This window comes from Moraxella sp. CTOTU47579 (genome assembly GCF_032004885.1).
GTDB classification, from domain to species: Bacteria; Pseudomonadota; Gammaproteobacteria; order Pseudomonadales; family Moraxellaceae; genus Faucicola; species Faucicola tetraodonis.
On sequence record NZ_DALZOJ010000002.1, the window covers coordinates 86,239 to 108,784 of the forward strand.

The 22,546-nt window shown below is 44.3% G+C and carries 18 protein-coding genes; 6 read left to right on the top strand and 12 right to left on the bottom strand.

Annotation, left to right across the window (positions count from 1 at the left end; all coding sequences use genetic code 11):
- Positions 1–49 precede the first annotated feature (49 nt).
- The 5 genes from minE to RTP55_RS01740 all read right to left on the bottom strand — a co-directional run bounded on the left by minE (position 50) and on the right by RTP55_RS01740 (position 4,759).
- Entirely contained in the window at positions 50–325 is a 276-nt protein-coding gene (minE, locus tag RTP55_RS01720) for a cell division topological specificity factor MinE (protein ID WP_007115412.1), read from the bottom strand.
- A 3-nt stretch (positions 326–328) separates the two neighbouring features.
- Positions 329–1,141 carry a septum site-determining protein MinD gene (gene minD / locus RTP55_RS01725; RefSeq protein ID WP_062332529.1) on the bottom strand — a complete coding sequence of 271 codons (813 nt, stop codon included), beginning with the start codon at positions 1,139–1,141 and terminating at the stop codon, positions 329–331.
- Positions 1,142–1,396: 255 nt separating this feature from the next.
- The gene (minC, locus tag RTP55_RS01730; RefSeq protein WP_312383739.1) at positions 1,397–2,401 is read right to left on the bottom strand and encodes a septum site-determining protein MinC; all 1,005 of its coding nucleotides are present in this window, start codon (positions 2,399–2,401) and stop codon (positions 1,397–1,399) included.
- A 179-nt stretch (positions 2,402–2,580) separates the two neighbouring features.
- Positions 2,581–3,642, bottom strand: coding sequence for a hypothetical protein (locus tag RTP55_RS01735; protein ID WP_312383741.1), 1,062 nt, complete (start codon positions 3,640–3,642; stop codon positions 2,581–2,583).
- A gap of 148 nt (positions 3,643–3,790) precedes the next feature.
- Complete coding sequence (locus RTP55_RS01740) at positions 3,791–4,759, bottom strand: acyltransferase (RefSeq protein ID WP_007115416.1); 969 nt, start codon at positions 4,757–4,759, stop codon at positions 3,791–3,793.
- Between the two features lie 554 nt (positions 4,760–5,313).
- On the opposite strand from RTP55_RS01740, the gene RTP55_RS01745 reads away from it, so the two are divergent.
- Positions 5,314–5,964: an OmpA family protein gene (locus RTP55_RS01745; RefSeq protein ID WP_007115417.1), complete on the top strand. Its 651-nt coding sequence runs from the start codon at positions 5,314–5,316 to the stop codon at positions 5,962–5,964.
- Positions 5,965–6,073: 109 nt separating this feature from the next.
- On the opposite strand, the gene RTP55_RS01750 is transcribed toward RTP55_RS01745, so the two are convergent.
- The 3 genes from RTP55_RS01750 to RTP55_RS01760 form a co-directional block, all read right to left on the bottom strand.
- Positions 6,074–6,574, bottom strand: a complete 501-nt coding sequence (locus tag RTP55_RS01750; RefSeq protein ID WP_312383743.1) for a YfbM family protein — start codon at positions 6,572–6,574, stop codon at positions 6,074–6,076.
- A gap of 194 nt (positions 6,575–6,768) precedes the next feature.
- A complete protein-coding gene (locus RTP55_RS01755; RefSeq protein ID WP_312383744.1) occupies positions 6,769–7,476 on the bottom strand; it encodes a DUF1345 domain-containing protein in 708 nt (235 codons plus the stop codon).
- 52 nt (positions 7,477–7,528) lie between these two features.
- On the bottom strand, positions 7,529–8,233 hold the full coding sequence (locus RTP55_RS01760) for a pseudouridine synthase (RefSeq protein ID WP_312383746.1): 705 nt from the start codon (positions 8,231–8,233) through the stop codon (positions 7,529–7,531).
- A 263-nt stretch (positions 8,234–8,496) separates the two neighbouring features.
- Between RTP55_RS01760 and RTP55_RS01765 the strand changes: the two genes are divergently transcribed.
- The 3 genes from RTP55_RS01765 to glyA all read left to right on the top strand — a co-directional run bounded on the left by RTP55_RS01765 (position 8,497) and on the right by glyA (position 11,850).
- Positions 8,497–9,735, top strand: coding sequence for a GNAT family N-acetyltransferase (locus RTP55_RS01765; protein WP_312383748.1), 1,239 nt, complete (start codon positions 8,497–8,499; stop codon positions 9,733–9,735).
- On the top strand, positions 9,735–10,340 hold the full coding sequence (locus RTP55_RS01770) for a chorismate--pyruvate lyase family protein (protein WP_312383750.1): 606 nt from the start codon (positions 9,735–9,737) through the stop codon (positions 10,338–10,340). Before RTP55_RS01765 ends, RTP55_RS01770 begins: the two co-directional genes overlap by 1 nt.
- Positions 10,341–10,590: 250 nt before the next feature.
- Positions 10,591–11,850: a serine hydroxymethyltransferase gene (glyA, locus tag RTP55_RS01775; protein ID WP_312383751.1), complete on the top strand. Its 1,260-nt coding sequence runs from the start codon at positions 10,591–10,593 to the stop codon at positions 11,848–11,850.
- A 136-nt stretch (positions 11,851–11,986) separates the two neighbouring features.
- On the opposite strand, the gene RTP55_RS01780 is transcribed toward glyA, so the two are convergent.
- From RTP55_RS01780 to RTP55_RS01795, 4 genes are all read right to left on the bottom strand, one after another.
- A complete protein-coding gene (locus RTP55_RS01780; protein WP_312383753.1) occupies positions 11,987–12,916 on the bottom strand; it encodes a response regulator in 930 nt (309 codons plus the stop codon).
- A 142-nt stretch (positions 12,917–13,058) separates the two neighbouring features.
- Positions 13,059–15,464: a sensor histidine kinase gene (locus RTP55_RS01785; RefSeq protein ID WP_312383755.1), complete on the bottom strand. Its 2,406-nt coding sequence runs from the start codon at positions 15,462–15,464 to the stop codon at positions 13,059–13,061.
- Between the two features lie 752 nt (positions 15,465–16,216).
- Positions 16,217–16,807, bottom strand: coding sequence for a hypothetical protein (locus RTP55_RS01790; protein WP_312383757.1), 591 nt, complete (start codon positions 16,805–16,807; stop codon positions 16,217–16,219).
- A gap of 353 nt (positions 16,808–17,160) precedes the next feature.
- Positions 17,161–17,865, bottom strand: coding sequence for a DUF4230 domain-containing protein (locus tag RTP55_RS01795; RefSeq protein WP_312383759.1), 705 nt, complete (start codon positions 17,863–17,865; stop codon positions 17,161–17,163).
- A gap of 344 nt (positions 17,866–18,209) precedes the next feature.
- Here RTP55_RS01795 and RTP55_RS01800 point away from each other — a divergent pair, with 344 nt between their 5' ends.
- Together RTP55_RS01800 and RTP55_RS01805 are read left to right on the top strand one after the other, a co-directional pair.
- Positions 18,210–19,982 carry a proline--tRNA ligase gene (locus RTP55_RS01800; protein WP_312383761.1) on the top strand — a complete coding sequence of 591 codons (1,773 nt, stop codon included), beginning with the start codon at positions 18,210–18,212 and terminating at the stop codon, positions 19,980–19,982.
- Positions 19,983–20,133: 151 nt separating this feature from the next.
- The gene (locus RTP55_RS01805; protein ID WP_312383763.1) at positions 20,134–22,317 is read left to right on the top strand and encodes a carboxy terminal-processing peptidase; all 2,184 of its coding nucleotides are present in this window, start codon (positions 20,134–20,136) and stop codon (positions 22,315–22,317) included.
- The last annotated feature ends 229 nt before the right edge of the window (positions 22,318–22,546 follow it).

Consider the following 22,546-nt stretch of genomic DNA (forward strand, 5'->3'; position numbering starts at 1 on the left):
TTTAAAAGCAAGCTAGATTAAAAACAATCTAGATTAAGCGCAATATGAATTATTGGCGTGTACTATCAGGCAAGCTGATATTCATCTCCAATACTTCCATGTTCGCTTCATTGTGATGTTGAATATTGACGTCATCAATGTTGACACCTGACACGTAGGTATTGACCACGGCCAAAATCTCACGTTTCATTTTTTCGATACGCTCTGGGGTTAACCGATTGTGCAAGCGGTTTTCGCTGGCAACGATGACCTTTAGGCGCTCTGCGGCAGTATTGGCACTGTTTGACTTTTGCTCACCGCCAAATAAATTACTCCAAAATCCCATAGCCTAACCTCCAAACCAGCGTTGTAGGAAGCTTTTCTTCTTCACCTCGATATGGCGATAGGGACGTTCTTCCCCCAAGAAACGAGCGACCATGTCATCATAAGTTTGACCGGCTTTTGAATTTTGATCTAGCACCACAGGGACACCTTGGTTTGATGCCTCAAGTACGCTATTGCTTTCAGGAATCACGCCAAGTAGTGGCACTTTTAGGATGTCATTAGAGATGCTATTAATATCCATCATTTCACCGCGCTCAGCACGCTCAGCGTTGTAGCGGTTGATGACCAAGTGCTCGCGTACCACGCCTGTACCTTCTTCAACTTTTTTGGTACGGCTTTGCAAAATACCAATGATACGGTCTGAGTCACGCACCGATGAGATTTCTGGGTTGGTCACGATGATGGCTTCATCGGCATGGTACATAGCGAGCTGGGCACCGCGCTCGATACCAGCGGGCGAGTCACACACGATATAGTCAAATTGTTTGGCTAACTCATTAATGACTTCGGCGACTCCTTCATCTGTCAAGGCGTCTTTGTCGCGCGTTTGGCTGGCAGGTAAGATAAACAAGTTATTGAGTTGTTTGTCTTTTACCAACGCTTGTGACAGGCGCGCGTTCCCTGAGATAACATCAACAAAGTCATACACGATGCGGTTTTCACAGCCCATAATGAGGTCAAGGTTTCTAAGACCCACGTCAAAGTCAATCACCACAGTTTTAAAGCCGCGAACGGCGAGACCCGTAGCGAAAGAGGCACTGGTGGTGGTTTTACCTACCCCGCCTTTTCCTGAAGTTACAACAACGATTTTTGCCACTTTGGCATACTCCTATTCATAGCACGGTGTCAGTGAGGCAGTATTGAATCATTCAAGCCATACACACATTCACGCTAAACTGGTTTGAAAAATACGGATATAAATTAACGTAAATCGTTAAAAATTAAGACTTAAATTTTAGTTAGCCTAAATTTGGTTAATTGGACTAGTTTAGCATAAAAAACTTTTCGAAGTTAATCGACAGATTGACGATTTTTGCCTAGATTGTGGTATAAGTGGTTGTTTAGGTGATTGTTATTCCATCAACTCAAACACCAAACCTTGTCCATCCAAGTAGCTGACTTGTACCGCTTTATCCAAATACTCAGTGGGAATATTTTCTTTTAGGCAATAAGTCCCTGCAACTGATACCAGTGACGGGTTAAAACGCAAACAGAATATTTTGGCATTGGTGTCACCCGTCGCTCCTGCGACCAATCGCCCTTCGGCTTTGCCATACACGTGTAGGCTATAATCGGTAATCGCTTCCGCGCCGGCATTAATGCCTTTGGTCAAAATCACGTCGCCACCAACGTGGTTGATACTTTGACCTGAGCGCAACATTTGATTATGCACCAAATCGCCTTCAAGCTGCGATTGGTGATGCGGTGAGGCGACAAATTTTTCAGGTGCAGCTCCAGTATCATTACTTGTGGTCTCATTGCTTGCGGTTTTATTGGTTACGATATCACTGGCGGTTTGGCTTTGTCGCTGAGTCGCTTGACTGTCGGATGCGGGTGATTGGTTAGGGGACTGCGCAACGTGCTGAGAGGATGGAGTATTGGCTGTGCTGTTTGATTTTTGCTCACTACCCGTCGCCAAATTTTTTGGTGCTTTGCCGTCAATACGCTGCCCATCCGTTGGAAAAATGGCAATGCGAAGCTCATTGGCTTGGGTATCATTGGCGCCTGTGACCAACCCAATCGGCTGTAACCCTAGCACCCATAAGCCGCCCCAAAGCTGCGCTAAATTTAATGGCTGTTGACAACTGACAATCACCGGTAAGTTAGACTGACGTTGACGGCCTAGCTTTTGTGCAATCTTTGTCAAAATTACTTTGATATCATTGCCTTCAATATGTAGGCGGGTAAAGTTCAGTAGTCTGCCCGTAAGTTTCACGCTAGTGGCTACAGGGTCGGTGGGTAATGGGTTGGCTAGCTGCTGACTTTGCGGTGAATCCTGCTCTGATAGGTTAGATACGCTTTGTAAGTTTTGTGAGGAACTATCTTGGGTCAAGTCAAGGGCAGCGGGCTGTGTCATGAAAAACCTTTTTATAATAACTTTTTATACATCAAAATCGATTCATACCGCATATTAGCAAGTATTATTTAAAACAACAACCATTCACCGCGCTATTTATTGTTTGGCAACCAAAGCCATAATAGGGCGATAAAAAAAGCGTTGAATAGCGGTTATCGGCGCCAGATCGGTGGATTCAATCAGCGTATTTGGTGCTTCCATTGTTGAATACGAACTTGGTTGGCAAGTGACGTCAAACTATCATCAATAATATCGCTAATTAATTTTTCTAGCGCAGGGCTAGTGACGTCAATTTGTACTAAGCTTTTGGCGATTTCTTCATACATCAGCGTGAGCGTTTGCGGTTTGGTAAGGTTAGTGGTCAAGCTTAATGTCAGATTTTCCCCAATGTGTTGCCCGATGCTGTGCATTTGGTTTTCTATTAGACTACCTGCAATCGGTATCAATCGTAATATGCGGTGCAGCTCGGGCGTATCGGTCAGCGCTTGCTGAATGGCAATGCCCACTTGTTCTGCCAAAGGTTTGGCAAAGATGGCAGGATTGGCGGGCGTGGATTGTAATAACGGTGTGGCCTCTTGCTGCAGCACTTCGACAATGACCTTTTGGATGTCATCCCGATGCTTGTCGATGATGTTTTTGACCAAATGCCCATCGGTGTTGCTTATTTCGGTGCGGATATTGTCAATCGCAGTTAAAATCACCCGATCAGAAATCTCTTCCATAATCATTTGGTAATAAAATTTGATTGTCGCAAGCCAACTGGCGGGCAAAACTTTGTAGCCAAGTTCGTGCAGCCGATAGCCAATCACGCCAACGCGCAGCAGTCGCAATGCGCGCAGCTGCGGTGCACAGCCCAACACTTCATACCAATGCACGAATGGAAAGAAAAACCAGCGGTAATGGCGTTTTTGGACGATGGCAATCAACCAGCGAACCACAAGCTCTGCTACCAAAAAGATGGTAAACAGACCCCCTGCCACTTTGAGCGGCTCGTGCCATCCTTGCTGATAACTGACGATACTGTCAACAAACCCCATCCAATTTGCTATTTTTGCCATAAAGCTACTTAGCATCAAAGTGTCAAACCCCATGAGCAGCAAGTCCAACACGATGGCAACCATCATGATGGTATCGTAGGCTAACTGCCAACGACTGGGTTTGGCAGGGTGAGCAGCGAGCGGTTGGCTAATATTCGAGCTTGGCGTTGGGCTGGATTTTGGGTCTAAATTAGCAGTTGGCATAAAAAAGTGCTCAAAATGGGGTCAATACCGCAAAAAATGTGAATGAGGACAAGGCAGGCAAGTCATACCTTGCATGACTCACCTGAGATTTTAACTAGCAGTGTCACTAGTGATATGTCATTAGTCATGTGTCGCTAATAATGTGTTGCTAGGGATGACGGGTAAAATCATCGAGCATGGCTTGGATACGTTGATCTTTTTGCTGCCAAACATCATCAAGCCAACGGTACATATCTATTTTGGTTTGTTCATCCTGTTGGTATTTTCCATCCATGAGCCGCTGCAGCAAGTCATCTGGCAATGCAATTTTTTGAATATCCACCCCGATGCGTTTGATATTACCTTGCCACAAATCCTGATAGGTAGGAATACCATCAGGATACACAATCGTCATGTCAAGCACCGCGTCTAAATCGTCACCTAACGCACCCAATGCAAGCGCAATGCCGCCCGCTTTGGGTTTTAGCAAATGTTGATACGGTGATTGTTGCAAGTCATGTTTTTTTTGGGTAAACCGCGTGCCTTCGATAAAGTTAAGTAAGGTAAAAGGCTTGTCGAGTAAGTTTTGACAAGCGCGTTTGGCTTCGATGATATCGCGGTCTTCTAGCGCTGGATTTTTAGCAATCGCTGCCTTCGAGTAGCGTTTCATCATCGGAAAGTCTAAAAAATAAAACGCTTGTCCCACAATTGGGATATACAGTAGCTCGTATTTGGCAAAAAATCGCGTTAATGGCAGTCGGTTTTCACTGATATATTGAATGACAGTGGTATCGACCCAAGATTGGTGATTACTCAGCAAAATATATTTGCCATCGACCGATAAGTCATCAGGCAGGTTGACGCGAAAATCAATATCGGGCAGGATGTTGTCAATCAAACGATTGTTGGTATTGATCCAGTGATTGGCTATTTTTAACACGGATTTATCTGCCAATGTATGACCCGTTAATGTTTTTACCGCGCCCATCGCCCAAAGCGGTAGACTAAACAGCACTGAATTGCCGGTAATGGTGCCTGCCGCCACCGCTAAGCTGGCGTTTTGCGCCAAAGGTAATGATGTTTTACGCAGTTTGTTGAACGTGTTTTTGAGCAATGATGGTTTATTGTTATTTGTCATATTTGGCTCCCACAAAGCTTATTCAAAAAAGCTTATTTGAATGAGACATAAGAAAAAATACTTGGCTTCATTAATTTGGCTTCGTTAATTGTAAAAATAAGTGTTAGTTTAGCAAACGTCAAAAATGTTCACTAATAAATTTTTATACACTGGCAAGCACAAATCTTTCGAGTTTAACGATGCTACGCTATAAATCCCAGTAAAGTTAATTGTCAAAAATTTTTATTAAAAATTAACAAGTTATTGAATAATCTGTAGATGATAGGTTGACTATGCAGCATAGTTTTCAACAAAATCACAAAGCATTTAATATATAAGAATAAATAATATAAATAATGAATACTTGAAAATATTTTGTAACAAATTATGCCATCCTACAACATCCTTAAGACAAATCATTACATATAAAGGAAAAGTTTATTGCATAATGAGCTCAATCACAAAGCAACTGAGTGTTGTCAGGTTTATCTGGCAAATGAGATAAAAACAACAAGTTGGTGCGTGGCAATTATAACTAAGCCATTATAACTAGAGGAATTCAAAGGAGATTACTCATGCGTACTAAATTATTAGCAGCTACTTTAGCATCAGGTGTTATCTTAACAGGTTGTGCAACAACGCCAACTGGTACGACAACAACAGGCATTACCGACAATAAAGCGCTTATTGGTGGTCTATTAGGGGCAGCCGCAGGTGCGGGTGTCTCAAAGGCAACGGGCGGTGAAAAAACCGGTCGTGATGCGGCAATCGGTGGTGTACTAGGTGCTGGTGTTGGTTACTACATGCAGCAACAAGAAGCTAAACTTCGTGCAGAAACCGCAGGTTCTGGCGTGACGGTAACACGTGACCCAGTGACTAATAACATTAACTTGTCTATCCCAGAAGCGATAACTTTCCGCGTTGGTGATTCTACTATTCTACCTAACTTCTATAATACGTTAGACAAAGTAGCTACCACACTACGTGACTATAACCAAACTAACATTCAAGTAAATGGTTACGCCTCAGTGGAAGGTGATGCAAATAGAAACCAAGCGTTATCACAACGCCGTGCATCAGCAGTCGCTAATTACTTAGTCAATCGTGGCATCTCTGGTAACCGTATCAGCGCTATTGGTCGCGGTGCGACAACACAATTTGGCTCAAGCTATGAACCAAACCGCCGTGTAGAGATGATTATCCTTGCACCACAATCGGTTAACTAATGAAGTTCAAGTCAAGCTAGATGATATTTTCATCAGCGAATTGATAAAAAAAGCACCTTTTATAAGGTGCTTTTTTGGTTCAAAAAATGAAAAAAGGACTATATCGGCGTTATAAAATACTCACCACAATATTATCGCCATTGTCTAAGGCGTCATTATAAAACGCCAATAACTCATTATATGAAGCCAGTAATTCTTTATCCAAGTTTTCCTTTTTGTCTTGCCAAATATTGGGTGGGAAAATAGCTTGCTCACGTAGTGACTTCATTGAGACTTTTTCTAAGCGTTTTTTAAAGTTAATTTGTTCTAGTACATCAACGATTTCGACAATATGTGCCCACGGGGTAAAAGCAATAAAATCGGCATCTTCATTGTCGCTAAAAGTTTCCACACCCACCACAAACTCGCTGACAGGCTCATCGGGTACAGGTTGGGTGGCGCTGTGTTTGGTTAACACAAAATGGATGATGTCCCACAGTTTGCCCAAATCTACCAATTGTGCTTGAGGCTGCTCACTCATGCTTTCAAGTAACGCCGTTCGCGCTGTATCAGTGGCATTTTGCAGTTGCTCGAGCAGGGCGTTATCGACCATCAAATATTGTGCGATCATACAATTTCCTAGTTATAAAGTAGCGAGATATTAGCGTAGTGGGATATGACAGTCCTATCACTTTATGTTAAGACGAGGACCACAAGCGAGGATAGTATACCTCATACAGCAAGCGATTTTGACGATGTATTCACTTGAATTGACCGACTCATTTAGCTGTATTGGGCTGACTCATTTAGCTGACTTATTTAACTTTAACCGATTAGACCCGCTGACATATTGATTAATGAGGCTAAAATTGCGGTATTAAAGAAAAATGATAACACACAATGAATGGTACCGATGATTCGACTTTGCTGGGTGTTGAAGGCGACATCCGCTGTTTGACCAGATGTGCCAATGATGTAGGAAAAATATAAAAAATCCCAGTAGGCGGGATCATCATCGTTAGGAAAATCTAGCATTTCTGTGTTTTTTTCTTCTTTAAGCAAGAAATACTCGTGGGTGTAATGAATAGCAAACATGGTATGAATAAACAGCCAGGCCGTCAAAATCGTCATGGCGGTGAGCGCGATATGAAACAGCATCAAAGCGCCTTTGGCGTCCTTGCTCGTGCCCAACTCTACGACAATCGCTAGCATACTGACAATCGCTGTGACAAAAACCAAAATCAGCATTAACACCGTGCCTTCGTCTTCAGCATGGGCTTTATCCAAAATTGCATGTTGATCGGCTTTATACATCATCCGAAAAATAGCCAGTAAATAAACCCAAATTCCGATATTCCAAGCCAGCAAAAATTGCGTCACAAACTTCAATTTATCGTAGGCTACCGCCAACGTCCAATCTTTGGGCAATAGACCAACCAGCGTCGATAACCCAAAATACACCACCACCATGGTGGCAAACCCTAACAGTAGACGAGGGCGGCTTTGAAAAAAACGATAGATGTAACCGATCATGGCTGTTTTCTCATAGCGGTTTCCTTATATCTGTCTACTCACGGCTGCCTGCTCATGGCTGCCTACGTCGGCTTGTTGGGTGCTTTGATTGTAGCGATTTAGGCGTTAACAGGCGAGGTTTTTTGCGCGATTGTGGCGTTGTCGTTGCTGTGGATAAAGGTTGGACACCCAGTCGCTTTAAATCGGCAGGTGATAGCGGTATTTGTGTGGATGCGCCAACCTCTAAATTTCCCAAGCTAAAGCCACTTGATGCCATGCGAATCAGCCGCAAACAGGGCAGTCCCACATGGGCCGCCATGCGACGTACTTGACGATTTTTACCTTCAAAAATAGTAATGGCGAGCCATGTGGTGACTTTGCGTTTAGCAATCTTGTCAGACGCTTGCCAAATATGCTCGGCAATTTGTGCTTCGCTCAGCCTTACAACTTCGGCAGGTAAGGTGATACCGTCTTTGAGTGGCACCCCTGTTTGTAGTTGTTGTAACTGGGCATCGCTTGCATCGCCTTCTACCTGTATCCAGTAGGTTTTGCCTTGTTTTTTGCCTGCATTGGCTTTGGGTGGATGGGTCAAGGCTTTATTAACCTGCCCATCAGCGGTTAGCAGTAGCAATCCTTCGGAAGTGGCATCTAATCGCCCTGCTACGCGTAAGCTTTTATCGCTAAAATAATCGCTGAGCGTCGCAAAGTTGTTATTATCATCGCTGCGAAATTGGCTAAGTACGCCATAAGGTTTGTTAAATAAAATCAGTGTTGGCATGGTAGAGGATGACAAGTGAGTGAAAAAAAGCTTAAAGCGCATCAAGCAGTTGGCTGCTAAGTTGTTCAGTGTAAACGCTAATCTTGGCTATTGCAATTTGGTTATTGCAACAAAGTCACCGTTATAAACCACACCGCCCAACGCCATACAAATTTTGCAAAATTGTGCCAAATTGTGCCAAATTGCGCAAAAGGATAAGCCCGTATTTTTGGCTAAAAACAAGGTATAATAATCCGTTCATAAAACTACAATAATACTAACATATGTCCTATCACTATCAATTTACCACTGAGTTTGACTGGCGCTCACAGACACAGTGGCAAACGCCTGATACACCCTTTATGTCCTTTGATTTTTGGCAAGCGCTGATAGATGCAAAGCTGATTGGCGGGCGCAGCGATTGGTGGGTGCAGTATGTGCAGATTGTCGATGATGGCGCGCAACTGATTGCCGTAATGCCTGTGTTTATCAAAAAGCATCACCAAGGCGAATATGTGTTCGATTTTAGCTGGGCAGAAGCCTTTGAGCGCTATGGTAGAAATTATTATCCAAGATTGGTGACAAGCGTGCCCTTTATCCCCGTCACCGGCGAGCGGATTTGGGTGGCACAAGGCAAGTCATTAACCGCGCCACTGTATGAGACCTTACTACAAGCGATTGATGACTTGGCGAGCCGCTATCAAGCATCCACTTGGCACGGACTGTTTTTCTCCCCGAAAAACGTCCAAGCGTTGCAAAATGTGCCCAATCTTTGTGAGCGGCTAAGCTGTCAGTTTTTATGGCAAAATCGCAATCTAGAGGATAAAAAATGCGCCAATTTTGATGAGTTTTTGGCAACATTAACTGCCAAAAAACGCAAGTCAATTAAGGTGGAACGCCAGAAGGTGCTCAAACAAAATCTAAGCTGTCAGATTAAACTTGGTGAAGATATCACCGAGGCGGATTGGGCGGTGTTTTATCAATGCTATGCCATGACCTATCTAGTCAGAGGACGGCAGCCGTATTTGAATTTAGCATTTTTTAAGCAGCTTGGGCAGACGATGGCAGACAAGCTGATGCTCGCTCAAGCGCATAACGCACACGGTGATATCGTGGCTTGTAGTTTGTTTTTTTTCGATGACGATGCCGCTATCAGTACGTTATATGGTCGCTATTGGGGCTGCCTAGAAGAATATGATTGTTTACATTTTGAGCTGTGTTATTACCAAGGCATTGAATTTGCTATCAAGCATGGCCTTCGCTACTTTGACCCTGGTACCCAAGGGGAGCACAAGTTGATTCGCGGCTTTTATCCGGTGTTGACTCATTCGCTACACCGTGTCTATGACAAGGTGTTTGCCCCTGCCATTGCCCAGTTTTGCCAAGACGAACAGCACGCTATATTGGCGTACCAAGCCGATGCGATGACCGCGTTACCTTTTAATGACACCTATAAAAGCCAATTTTTTGGTGATGTTGCCGCGCGCGGCACAATACCTGATAATGAGTTTTTGAAAAAATAATGATAAATATTGGTTTAAACCTAAACCTGGCTTTCGCGCATTTGAGCGCAGCACACAAACAGCAGATACCGCCGAAACTCATCCCTTGGCTGACGTCAACAGGGTCGCTCACCGCCAAATTTGAAGCCTTATCTCAGCATAAACTTATCGTACAGCCGATGTTTGAAGGACGGCAAACCTTGTCCCTGAGCGAAAAGCGCCAACTGCAGTTACCGCTTGGGGTGAACCAATCGGCATGGGTGCGCGAAGCCTTATTATTTGGCAAGCCTAATCAAGAGGCGTGGGTGGTGGCGCGGTCAGTATTTCCGTTTGCTAGCCTTATTGGTAATGCGCGAAAACTGGCGAATTTGGGCACAACACCGATTGGCTATATACTGTTTCGTCGGCATGGCGCCACAATGACCAATCGCTGGATTGATGTGACAGCGCAAGGCTGGCGACGCACCACCCTTTACCAGTGGCAGGGCAGGCATTTTTTGATTAGTGAGACTTTTTTACCGGCATTTGAACATAGCCTTATGGGTGAAGAAGAAAGCGGTATGATTTATGTCAGTAGTGATAAAGGCGAAGGCTGGGTACAAAAACCATTGGTTGCTGTGCGCTAGTATTTAAATAGTTAGCCAAAAAAAGACAGTTAGGATAACTGTCTTTTTTTATGAAAATTTTTTGGATGGCGCGTTGTATTAATGAGTTTTTCAAATCAATATCAGTCAGGTCAGTAGCCGACGACAAGTAATACGACAAATTCAGCCAAATGGCTGGATTATTCACTAAAAAAAACCAAACCATGCTAAACTAAGCTATATTTTTCGGTTTTATCCGCCCATTTTTTGACTCACTTAAAAGGAAATTGCCATGTTTAAAAATGTCACTATTCACCAGTTTGACGCTGAACTTGCCCAAGCGATGGACAATGAAGCCAAACGTCAAGAAGACCATATTGAACTGATTGCTTCAGAAAACTACTGTTCACCAGCGGTGATGGAAGCGCAAGGTAGCCAATTGACCAATAAATACGCCGAAGGCTATCCAGGCAAACGTTATTACGGTGGCTGTGAATATGTTGACGTGGTTGAGCAATTAGCGATTGACCGTGCCAAAGAATTGTTTGGCGCAGACTATGCCAACGTACAGCCACACGCGGGTAGCCAAGCCAACAGCGCGGTATTTTTAGCCTTATTAAAAGCGGGTGACACGGTACTTGGCATGAGCCTTGCCGATGGCGGTCACTTGACGCATGGCGCGCATGTGAACTTTTCTGGTATCAACTATAAAGCCGTACAATATGGCTTAAACAAAGAAACGGGCATCATCGACTATGATGAAGTCGAACGCCTAGCCAAAGAGCACCAACCCAAAATGATTATCGCGGGTTTTTCTGCTTATAGCCAAGTGGTTGATTGGCAAAAATTCCGTGACATCGCAGACAGCGTTGGCGCATACTTGATGGTCGATATGGCACACGTAGCCGGCCTGGTTGCCGCAGGTGTTTATCCAAGCCCTGTGCAAATCGCTGACGTTACTACTACCACTACCCACAAAACCCTACGCGGTCCACGTTCAGGCTTAATCCTGGCAAAAGCCAACCCAGAGATTGAGAAAAAACTCAACTCTGCTGTGTTCCCTGGCAACCAAGGTGGTCCATTAATGCACGCGATTGCGGGTAAAGCTGTGTGTTTTAAAGAAGCGTTAAGTGATGATTTCAAAACTTACCAACAACAAGTGGTTAAAAACGCTAAAGCCATGGCGGACGTCATCATGTCACGTGGTTATGACATCGTCTCGGGTGGCACGGAAAACCACTTAATGCTGATTAGCTTAATCAAACAAGAAATCACCGGTAAAGAAGCGGATAAATGGTTGGGCGATGCCCACATCACTGTCAACAAAAACGCGGTACCAAATGACCCTAAATCACCGTTTGTGACGTCAGGGGTGCGTATTGGTACGCCCGCAGTCACTACCCGTGGATTTGGTGAAGCGGAAGTAAGAGAATTGGCTGGCTGGATTTGTGATGTGCTCGATAGCCGCGGTGATGAAAAAGTTATCGGCGAAGTGCGTGAAAAAGTCCAAGCAATTTGCGCCAAACACCCAGTGTACGAGCAAACAGCTTAATCATCGGCTACTAAAAATCGCTCAAAAAACCGCCTAAGTAGTGACTCTAGGCGGTTTTTTTATGGCTAACATTCATTGATTGAAACGGCTCAAATGCCACGCTTTGCCCCTCATATATTATGCACTAGATTTTAAGCTAGGCAAATCGCGATTTACCAATACCAAAGCGTGATAAGAATTTTTTGACTTTATTACCAAAACTACGCGTTTCAACTTCAGTGACGGCATCAACGACATGTCGCGCTTGTAATTTTGGTTGATTGACTAACGTTTGGTGATAATCATAAGCGCGCTGAATACTAATTTCTAATAAGGATAAATTACTGGGACGCGGCAGGTAGCGATACACTTGCCCTTTATTGATCAAGTCAATTAAGGTGTGGCTGTCGTTGAGTGAGGTGAGTACCAATACCGCTAAATCAGGGAAGCTTTGTTTTAACGCATAGATCACGGGTGAAATATTCTCGCCACCCAAGGACACATCGGTGATTGCCACGCCAAAACGGTCATTTTCAAGTAGCTCAATCGCTTTTTCTAACGAATTTGCCCAGTGAGTTTCAAACTGGGTGAATTTTTGCTGCATCTGTAAATATACCATCTCACTGTCATCGATCACCAACACTTTGCGTTTGGCGATGGTTGGCTGAGTGACCTGCAGATTTTCTTTGAATACATCTTTGGTTTGCAGCGCGATTTGGGTGGCTTGATTGACGATACTTTTAAGTTCATCCGTCTGCCAAGGTTTGGTGATATAGCGAAAAATCTCCCCTTCGTTGATGGAATCAATTACCGCAGTTAAGTCTGCATAGCCGGTCAACAAGATGCGGATGGTATGGGGTGATACGTTTTTGACCTCTTTTAGTACTTCGACACCCAGTTTTTTTGGCATGCGTTGGTCGCTAATCACCACTTGGACCTCGTTATTTTGTACATAGCTTAGTAGCTCATCGGGCTCTGTGGTGGTAAACACATCATGGGTGGCGCGAAAATGCATTTTTAGGCTGCGTAGAATGCGGTCTTCATCATCGATAAAGGCGATTTTGGGTTTGGTTACAGTCGTTATCATGGTCATGTCACTTAGGTATGTTGACTAAAATCAAGGTTGACTACAATTAAAATTGGCTACAATTAAAATTGACCACAATCAAGTGTGGCTCGTGTATGGCTGAGCAGATTGCCTGTCAGCTATCGGTTATCTAACATCAGCATTAGCTTTCTTCTGCGATTAAAAGCTTGGGTGATTGCTCGCTGCTAATCGCTGTTTTGGGCAATCTAATGGTAAATGTCGTGCCTTCGCCAAGTTGTGATTGCACATGAATATCGCCGTTATGCTGCTGCATGATTTGGGTCGAAATAGCAAGACCCAGTCCCGTACCTTCGCCTGCCGCTTTGGTGGTAAAGAATGGTTCAAAAATCTTGGCTTGGGTTTCAGCGCTCATCCCAGTACCGTTGTCCGCCACGCTGATATACACATTGGCGCCGTCTTCTGTGCTAGTAATGTGTAATGTAGGGTGCTGAGTTTGCCCCATCGCTTGTGCTGCGTTATTAAATAGGTTTAGCAGCACTTGGTTAATCTGGGATGGGTTACAACTAACCGGTTCGATAGCATTTAACTCAGTTATCACCTCTAACTGCTTGATATTGTTACGGGCAATGACTAGGGAGTTTTTGATACAGTCGTTGATATCGACGGCTTTGATTTTGGCTTGGTCGATACGAGAAAAATCACGTAAATTGACGACCAATTCTGAGATTTGGCTAACCCCAAATTTGGCATCATCCACCAATCCATGCAAATCGTCACTCACCGCATCAGCGACCAATTCATCACTGCAAGCAATGGTTTGTTCAATCGTTTGATTGATGGTTGCTGTATCAGCCGGCGAATCTTGCATCAGTTGTTTAAGCTGCTGAGCATGGTCAATCAATTCGTCATAACGTACGATATTTTCATCAATCAACTCTAAGTTACTACCCACATAGCCCAATGGCGTGTTCACTTCATGGGCAACACCTGCGACCATTTGACCGATGGTTGCCATTTTCTCTGATTGTACTAACTGCACTTGAGAGGCTTTTAAATCTTTTAATGCTTGGTGTAAGTTTTCGGTACGCTCTGCCACTTGCTGCTCTAAGCGTTCATTGACTTTTGCTAATGCGCCTTCGTTCTCGACCACCCGATCAACCAGCTGGTTCATCGAGTCAGTAATCACGCCAATTTCTTGAATGTTTGCCGGTGGCAGTTTGTGCTCACGCAGTGACAGATATTTTTTTTGTGCAATCAACTGACCGATTTCACGGACGTTACGAGCGACTTGGTGCAGTGGTACCGCCAAAATACGGTGGAAAACATAACCACTTAATAGCAGTACCGGTAAGAAACCCAATAGCATATGCCATTGCAGCTGTTTACCTAGCTGATTGGCAAATAACATCAGCTCTTGATTGGGTTTGACGATGACCATTTTCCAATTGGTCATCGGCATGGCAAAAATAAACGCTGTGGAAGGGGTTTTGAGTAATAAATCGTTGTCTAAGCTGACTTTTTCGACAAAATGGGTAGCGTTGAGATTTTCATTTTGCCCGCTTTGGGTCATTAGCATGGCTGAAATGATGCGTGCCTCTGAGGGAGAGATTTTTTGTAGGTTGGTACTACTTACTAGCGTATTGGCGGTAAAATCAAATTTACCACCGTCTATTTTTTGCGCTTGTTTGATGAGGTTGTCATTGATGTTGTCTAAGCTTTTGGCAATGGGGGCAAAATCAGGGTTTTTCTTGGCAAAACTATTGACGTCCATCATTTCGCCTTGCGGGTTAGTAGCAGTCACTTGTTTGACTTGGGCTTCATTGGGGAAAGTCAAAAAGTTGTTGTTCATGTCGACCAAAAACACGTAACCGCCTGTTTTGCGCTGCCATTCTTTGACCATCGACTGCATACGACCGAGCAGCACATCAAAACTCACCACCCCTTCAAAGCCATTGTTTTGCGCATTAAAAATCGCCTTGGCACAGGTCATAACGGGCTGTTTGGTCGCCGGGTGAATATAAGCACGGCTCCACACACAGTGGTCATGATTGGCATACACGGCAGGCACATACCACCAGTCACGGTAATAGGGCATGGCAAGCTGTGGTTGGGTTTTTTGGTCGGCTACCCGATTTGCGGTAAGTTTGCTTGGTGCTTGATAGCCAGGATTGATGGTTTGATATTGACTGGCAGACCGCATGACACCTTGCATGTCCCGTTGCCAAACAAACGCGGCTTCATCGACGTTAGGTTTGTACATCAAAGGGTCGTACCACACACCGCCACCGACAATGCCTTTATCCATATTTGCCATTAAATTGCCAACACTAGTGTTGATGATATCGGCATTCTTGGGCAAACTGCCGGTCATACGGCTCGCTGTCACTGCCATGCCATCAATTTGACTCACACGCGACAAAATACCATTCACCGCCTCATTGCCAGTTTCAATGATAGTCTGAGAGGTCAGTTTGGCGACGTTAGGCTTGGCTTGCTGGTCAATAATCCAATACACCATCGCCAAAAACACCAAAAAAACCAGCAATAATACGCATAGCAAACGTGTGGTAAGGTTGGAAAAATTCATCATTGTCACTTATCTGTTGGCAAATTTATTGGCTAATTAAATGACCTATTGCATCGCTTAGCCCCAAGTAAAAAAGCTTACAAACTCTAACAGCAGCCGTTAACGCAAAATAAAAACGATGGTTCATCTCAATTTCCCAAATTGCGTCATCCTATTGAGAAAATCGATAAACCATCGTCCGTCGGTGACGGTAGTGTAGTCAGGTTATATGACAAAATGATGAATTATACCGATGAAAGGTAATGGGGCAATCCATAGCAATTTTTAAAGCACATTTGGCTAAATTATTAAACTTAAGTTGCATAAAAAGTCGGATGAAATGCAGAAAATGTTACGAATTCATTGTGTGATAGGATGGTGTGATAGGATGGACATGAAAAAAGCCCTGAATGCTGTTGAGCGCTTTTCCATGGCTAATAGTTAATGGTGAATGGTTACCATGTAAACTAACGCTACATTAATGAGATGCTTTATCGTGCTCTGTCAAACGATTAGCTGCTTTATTTATAGCCATTTATTGTATGGATTAATTCGTGCAATTCTTCATTAGATAGCACAATAAATGGCTCACTGGGCTTAATACGGCTGTCCATTTGAAACAACTAATCATTCATATTTGTATCCAAATATTTACTAGCGTAACGGTTTTAAAAATACCCATCGCTTTGCGATAGTATCGGCCAAATAAAGCTAAAGCGTTCCTGCCCAGGTATGCCATATAGCCGATATTAATGCCGCCCTCTAGCGCCAATTCACCGACTGACTAGTTTTGGTAAGAGGGTTAGGGGCATTCGGGTATCACTGATGGTAACAGCTAAAACTTGCGCAGACTGCGCAACACCAGATAATGGATTGGCAACTTGAGCAGGCGGATTTGAAGCTACGCGTTGGTTGGCTGTAGTGTCTGTCGCTGATTGATAAGCGTGAGCGACATCAGCGGTGATTTTAGCGGCAGTGGATACCTTATTGCTGACAGGCATACCAGACAAGAACGGCAATTGTGAAAACAACCACTCGCTCAATGGCGCTAAATCTTTGATGGGTAACACCAATAAATCTTGCGATAAATAGCCGTTTTCCGTCTCACTACGAGCAGTATAAATAGTGGCGGTATTGGGTTTGTTACTAATTAAGTTTTGAACACTTTCAGCATGACGCAAATCATGATTGACCATAAATAAATCAATTTGCTGATTGTTCGCTGATACCCATTCAAGGTCTGCTTCGAGTCTAAGCAAGATGCGTAGATACCCTTTTAGCATCACTTGGTCGCCAGGCTTGATGCCAACCAAAGCAATCCGCATCACTTTTTTTAGACGATCTGAGGCAGATGTGACATTCATTGAGTAAACTCTCCAACAGCTAGCGAATTGATCTTTTACACAACTAAAACGCCATCAAGCATCCTTGCAATAAATTAACGTAACCCTTGGTGAAATGGATACGTTAAGTAGCTATTATTATTGCAATTTTTGATGAGAGTAGCAAATAAATGTCGTCTAAAACTAGCGGGTTATCTAGTGGACTAGCTAGCGGGTTATAAAGTTGAGATTTTAGCAACATTCCTATTATTAAGGTAGGTTACATATCCATTATTTATGCCTTTCATACCAATTCTGATAGGGCACAAAAATAACATAAAACAAAAAAACGCTTTTATCCTTGGATTGGTTTTATTGATAGGCAAACAATCGGTTTAACGGCAATTGTTAGTGGGCGCGGTAACTTTCACAGTGACTTGTACATTTGCCAGTGCAAATAACGATTGCACTTGCTTTTGGGCATTATCATTGGCAGTTTGTAGAATGCCCGAGCGGCAAGCCGATGTCAGCACTTGGTTTTTGCCAGCCACTTGGGCTTGGTTAAATATTTGCGGGTCGGCTTGCACCATGCCAAATACCCCTGTTTGAATATCATACACTTCAATGTTATCTAAATAACTATCCAAAATCTGCGCAGCGGGCAAGGTAATACTGACATGGCTACCATCTGGGGTCACTTGTACATCAGTGGGTTTTAGTTGATTTAAGTCAATGCCCGCGGTCACCCGCCCATGAGCGACAAACAGCCCCTTTTGTTGATCTTGCCACAGGGCGTACCAATTGCCTTCTTTTTGGCTGGTGATAACGGTATCGACATTATAGGCCACGGTTTGTAGTCGATTGAGGCTTTGAATCTTAGTGACCACGCCTTCACGGGTTAATACCTCAACTTTTTTAGGCGTATTTGCTTGTTGCCACTGCAAAAATAGCCAACCCGCCACCGCAATCACCGCCAGTAAAAATAAACTCACCCAAAAAGAAACCGGCTTTTTGTTGCCCGGTGCAGGTGGATCTGGCAAGTTTGTAGTCGGTTTTGCCTCAGCTGATGGCGTGGAAGACGAAGTGGGGAGTTGGGTCATGTATCCATTCCTAACAGTTTAATAGTGGATACTATTTTGTATGGTTATGACTTGCCATAATTTCAATGTAGTTAGTTTAAATAGCCAATGGGTACGACCAAATTGTCATAATTTATAAAAATGCTAAAACCAAAAATGCTAAAACCAAAAATGCTAAGTCCAAAAATGCTAAAACCAAAAATGCTAAGTCCAAAAATGCTAAGTCCAAAAATACGGCATCGACTTGGTAAAAATTAAAAAAACTATTGCACCACCCAGTGGCATAAAATAAGATAATCGGTTTACCAAATAGTCTATCCATTCTCGTTTTTTTCTTATTTCAAGCCGTACAAACAAGGTGTGCCATGCGAGCCAGTCAATTTACTTTTGCAACGTTAAAAGAAACCCCAAGTGATGCCGATATCATATCCAGCCAATTAATGCTCCGTGCAGGGATGATTCGTAAATCTGCGTCGGGTCTCTACACGTGGCTACCGATGGGTCTAAAAACCTTACAAAAAGTTAAAAAAATCATCCGTGAAGAGATGGATGCCATCAACTGCCAAGAGCTGCTAATGCCTGTGGTGCAATCGGCCGAGCTTTGGCAAGAATCAGGTCGCTGGGAAGCCTATGGTCCTGAGCTGCTGCGGTTTAAAGACCGTCACCAACGTGACTTTGTGTTAGGTCCAACGCATGAAGAAGTGATTACCGATATCGCGCGTAACTTGCTAAAAAGCTATAAACAACTCCCTGTGAGTTACTACCAAGTACAAACCAAATTTCGTGACGAAATTCGCCCACGCTTTGGGGTGATGCGTTCACGTGAATTTATCATGAAAGATGCCTATTCGTTTCATATCGACCAACCGTCATTACAGCGCACCTATGATGATATGTATCGCGCCTATCATAATATCTTTACCCGTCTTGGGTTAGATTTTCGTGCGGTGCAAGCCGATACCGGCTCGATTGGTGGCTTTGCGTCGCATGAGTTTCAAGTCCTAGCCGGCAGTGGTGAAGACGATATCGTATTTTCAGATAGCTCAGATTATGCGGCCAATATTGAGCTTGCTGAAGCGGTAGCGGTCGGTGAACGTGCTGCCCCAACGCAGGACAAAGCCGATGTCAGCACGCCCAATATGCCAACCTGTGAGCAAGTGGCTGAGCATTTAGGCTTGCCATTGTCACAGACGGTCAAAACTTTAATCGTCGAAGGTGAACCTACCGCAGAAGGTAAAAGCACCTTAGTCGCGTTAGTGTTACGGGGCGATCATACCCTAAATGAAATCAAAGCCGAAAAATTGGCGCAAGTCAAAGCCCCACTCACCATGGCGAGCGAAGAGGCGATGCAAGCGGCGGGCCTGCACAAAGGTTATATCGGGGTGTTTGATTTGAACATGCCAGTGATTGTAGATCGTGCGGCTGCGGTGTTATCAGATTTTGTTAGCGGTGCTAACAAGCCAGATTTTCATACCACGGGCGTCAACTGGGAGCGTGATGCGTCCATCACCGAAATTGCCGATATTCGCAACGTGGTAGCAGGCGACCCAAGCCCAGATGGACAAGGTACTTTACAAATCCGCCGCGGTATCGAAGTCGGTCATATTTTCCAGTTGGGTGACAAATACGCCAAAGCGTTAAACTGTGCGGTGATGGGCGAGCAGGGCAAACCTGTCATTACTATGATGGGCTGTTATGGTATCGGCGTGACCCGTATCGTCGCCGCCGCAATTGAACAAAACCACGATGACAATGGTATCATTTGGAAAACCAGTAGCACAGGTGAGAGCCTTGCGCCATTCACTGTGGCGATTGTACCGATGATTAAAGGCAAAATGAAAGATGCTCTAGACCCAGCGAAAGGGGACAAAGCAATGCAACTTGCCGAAGCGCTTTACACTGAGCTAAAAGCCCAAGGTGTTGATGTGCTACTTGATGACCGAGACGAGCGTGCGGGGGTAAAATTCGCCGATTTAGAGCTCGTTGGCATTCCCCATCGTATCGTTATCTCAGAGAAAAATATCAGCGAAACAGGCGAAGTGAACTACGAATATGTCAATCGCCAAGACGGTGAAAAACAATTGCTCACTGCCGCGCAATTAAACCAACTGTTTAAAGACAGTCAATTGATTGGCTAACACAACAACTTACCGCTACAAACGATTAGGTTTGATAGAGGATTTGAGTCGAACATTTACACGTTTTGTATGGTGTGGAAAAACTGACAGTGCTAAGATGGGCTGTCAGTTTTTTCTGTTTATCGCTTCATTAAATAGAGTAAGGAAAGTCATGCAATACAAACAACTTACCGCCAGTGTATTTGCCCTGTTGATGGGTGGGGCGATACTGGGACAAAGTTACCAAACCGCCATTGCAGCATCGACGAGCGTCGGACAGATCAATAACGAGCAGCGGCAGGTGACTCGGCAAGTCGCAGCGTTGTTGGATCGTAGTCATTATCTAAATAAAAGAATGGATGCTGCAACGGGCAAGCAAATTTTAGGCGACTATTTTGATGCGCTTGACCCCAACCATAGCATGTTTTTGCAGTCCGATATTGATGAATTTACCCAAAAATATGGCAATAGTTTTGCCGATTATCTCAAACGCGGTGATTTAAAACCAGGTTTTGACATCTATCAGCGCTTTATTGAGCGCTCAAAAGCGTATTACAGCTTTGCCGATAGCTTGTTAAAATCCCCTGTGAACTTACAGAGTAACGAAACGGTCATTATGAACCGTGAAAAATTGCCACGTTTTAAAACCGTTGCCGAGCAACGCGATTTTTGGCGCAAACAGCTGACCTACCAGTTGATTGGCATGACCATCAATCAAGATGAAGACAAAAACAAAGACAAATTTTTGCAAGAAAATGCCGATAAATACAACGCCAGTGATTTAGTCAAAAACGAAACGCGCTCACCAAGCCAAGTGCTAGACCAGCGTTTAAAGCGCCAATATGCGCAGCTACAGCGTATTGATAGCGACCAAATCGTTGAAACCCTGTTAAATGCAGCGATGGCAGCCTATGACCCGCACAGTAATTATTTTGCCCCCGTGCAAGCTAATGAGATGCAAATCCAATCGACCCTTGAATTGGTCGGTATCGGTGTCTCGATTCAGCCCGATCGCAAGAATCCTGACTACACCCGTATCATCAGCCTAGTTGATGGCGGGCCTGCCGCTCGTTCGGGGCAAATCAAACCCAATGACTTAATCATCGGCGTATCGACTGAAGATAAAGGCATGGTCGATACCGTCGGTTATTCGACACGGGAAGTGGTGAACCTCATTCGCGGTAAAAAAGGTTCACCCGTCACCGTGCGCGTCAAAGCGCCTAATACCCCAGACAGTAGCGCGCGTAATGTCACCCTCATACGTGACGTGATTAAGCAAGAAGAGTCGGGCGTCAATCATCGGGTAATTAGTGTCAAAGATAAAAACGGGCAAGCCAAAAAAATCGGTGTGCTAGAAATCCCAAGCTTTTATCTCAACTATAAAGCCCGCCGTGCGGGAGAAGACTATCGTAGCGTCAGCATTGATACGGAAAAGGCGTTAAAAGCCTTGAACCAGCAAAATATCGATGGCTTAGTGGTAGACCTGCGTGATGACCCCGGTGGCTCACTCGATGAAGTTGCCAAAATGATTGGCCTGTTCATCAAGTCAGGTCCGCTGGTACAGATTCGTGATAACCGCGGCAATATCCAAGTGTATGAAGACGAAGACAAAGGTAAGCAGCTGTATACAGGCCCGATGACCGTACTCGTTAATCAAGGCTCGGCATCAGCCAGCGAGATTTTTGCGGCAGCGATTCAAGATTATGGTCGCGGTCTGATTGTCGGTAGCACGACCACAGGTAAAGGCTCAGCACAAATTCAGCTTGATAATCTTGCCTTAGGGTCAGCAACCTTAACCCAGCGCAAGTTTTACCGTATCACTGGCGGCAGTACCCAAAATAAAGGCGTGGTACCCGATGTGCGCTTGGTCAATATCTATGAAGGCATGGAGTTTGGTGAACGCAGCATGAAAAACCCACTGGCGTGGGATACCATTCGTGCCGCGCCGTACCAACCTGCGGGCAACTATTCCCGTGAGACCTTGCAATCGCTCAATGCCTTGTCACAGCAGCGTCAAGCAGCCAATGCCCAGTTCGCTTATCTAAGCCAACTCAACAGAATCCGTAATGAGGAAGATGATAAGAAACCTGTCAAATTAGACATCAATGACCGCCGTACTTTCCGCAAAAACATTGAGGCAAAAATGTTGGCGGCAGAAAATGCGAGACGCCAAGCCAATGGGGAAAGCCCCTATAGCACGTGGACAGCGTACCAAGCTGCGCAAGATGCAGAGTTAGAAGTCCGTAGCCGTCTAAAACAAGCCGAACGTCCAAAGCTGCCTGAAAGTGAAGCTTTTGTGATTGAAGCGGCTAATGTGATGCTTGATGCACAGACAGCCAATAACCAACGCCCCTAATGGCAAAAATGTGTGTAAGCAAAAGCTTACATGCATTGACGTTTGTACGACTGTTACCGAATGGTAAATTTTGTAATAATACATTCAACGGCACAGGGATGGTTCTCAAGGATTGAGATAGGGACAGAATTGCCAATAAAGGAATGGTTTATCGTAGTATTAAGGAATGATGCTTGATAAACACGTGGAGTGAGACTTAGGATGAGTCAAGAAATTCACTACCAGTTAG

Coding starts and splice junctions, on each gene's coding strand:
- minE (WP_007115412.1), bottom strand. CDS start 325: ATGGGATTTTGGAGTAATTTATTTGGCGGTGAGCAAAAGTCAAACAGT.
- minC (WP_312383739.1), bottom strand. CDS start 2,401: ATGACACAGCCCGCTGCCCTTGACTTGACCCAAGATAGTTCCTCACAA.
- RTP55_RS01735 (WP_312383741.1), bottom strand. CDS start 3,642: ATGCCAACTGCTAATTTAGACCCAAAATCCAGCCCAACGCCAAGCTCG.
- RTP55_RS01740 (WP_007115416.1), bottom strand. CDS start 4,759: ATGACAAATAACAATAAACCATCATTGCTCAAAAACACGTTCAACAAA.
- RTP55_RS01745 (WP_007115417.1), top strand. CDS start 5,314: ATGCGTACTAAATTATTAGCAGCTACTTTAGCATCAGGTGTTATCTTA.
- RTP55_RS01750 (WP_312383743.1), bottom strand. CDS start 6,574: ATGATCGCACAATATTTGATGGTCGATAACGCCCTGCTCGAGCAACTG.
- RTP55_RS01755 (WP_312383744.1), bottom strand. CDS start 7,476: ATGATCGGTTACATCTATCGTTTTTTTCAAAGCCGCCCTCGTCTACTG.
- RTP55_RS01760 (WP_312383746.1), bottom strand. CDS start 8,233: ATGCCAACACTGATTTTATTTAACAAACCTTATGGCGTACTTAGCCAA.
- RTP55_RS01765 (WP_312383748.1), top strand. CDS start 8,497: ATGTCCTATCACTATCAATTTACCACTGAGTTTGACTGGCGCTCACAG.
- RTP55_RS01770 (WP_312383750.1), top strand. CDS start 9,735: ATGATAAATATTGGTTTAAACCTAAACCTGGCTTTCGCGCATTTGAGC.
- glyA (WP_312383751.1), top strand. CDS start 10,591: ATGTTTAAAAATGTCACTATTCACCAGTTTGACGCTGAACTTGCCCAA.
- RTP55_RS01780 (WP_312383753.1), bottom strand. CDS start 12,916: ATGATAACGACTGTAACCAAACCCAAAATCGCCTTTATCGATGATGAA.
- RTP55_RS01785 (WP_312383755.1), bottom strand. CDS start 15,464: ATGAATTTTTCCAACCTTACCACACGTTTGCTATGCGTATTATTGCTG.
- RTP55_RS01790 (WP_312383757.1), bottom strand. CDS start 16,807: ATGAATGTCACATCTGCCTCAGATCGTCTAAAAAAAGTGATGCGGATT.
- RTP55_RS01795 (WP_312383759.1), bottom strand. CDS start 17,865: ATGACCCAACTCCCCACTTCGTCTTCCACGCCATCAGCTGAGGCAAAA.
- RTP55_RS01800 (WP_312383761.1), top strand. CDS start 18,210: ATGCGAGCCAGTCAATTTACTTTTGCAACGTTAAAAGAAACCCCAAGT.
- RTP55_RS01805 (WP_312383763.1), top strand. CDS start 20,134: ATGCAATACAAACAACTTACCGCCAGTGTATTTGCCCTGTTGATGGGT.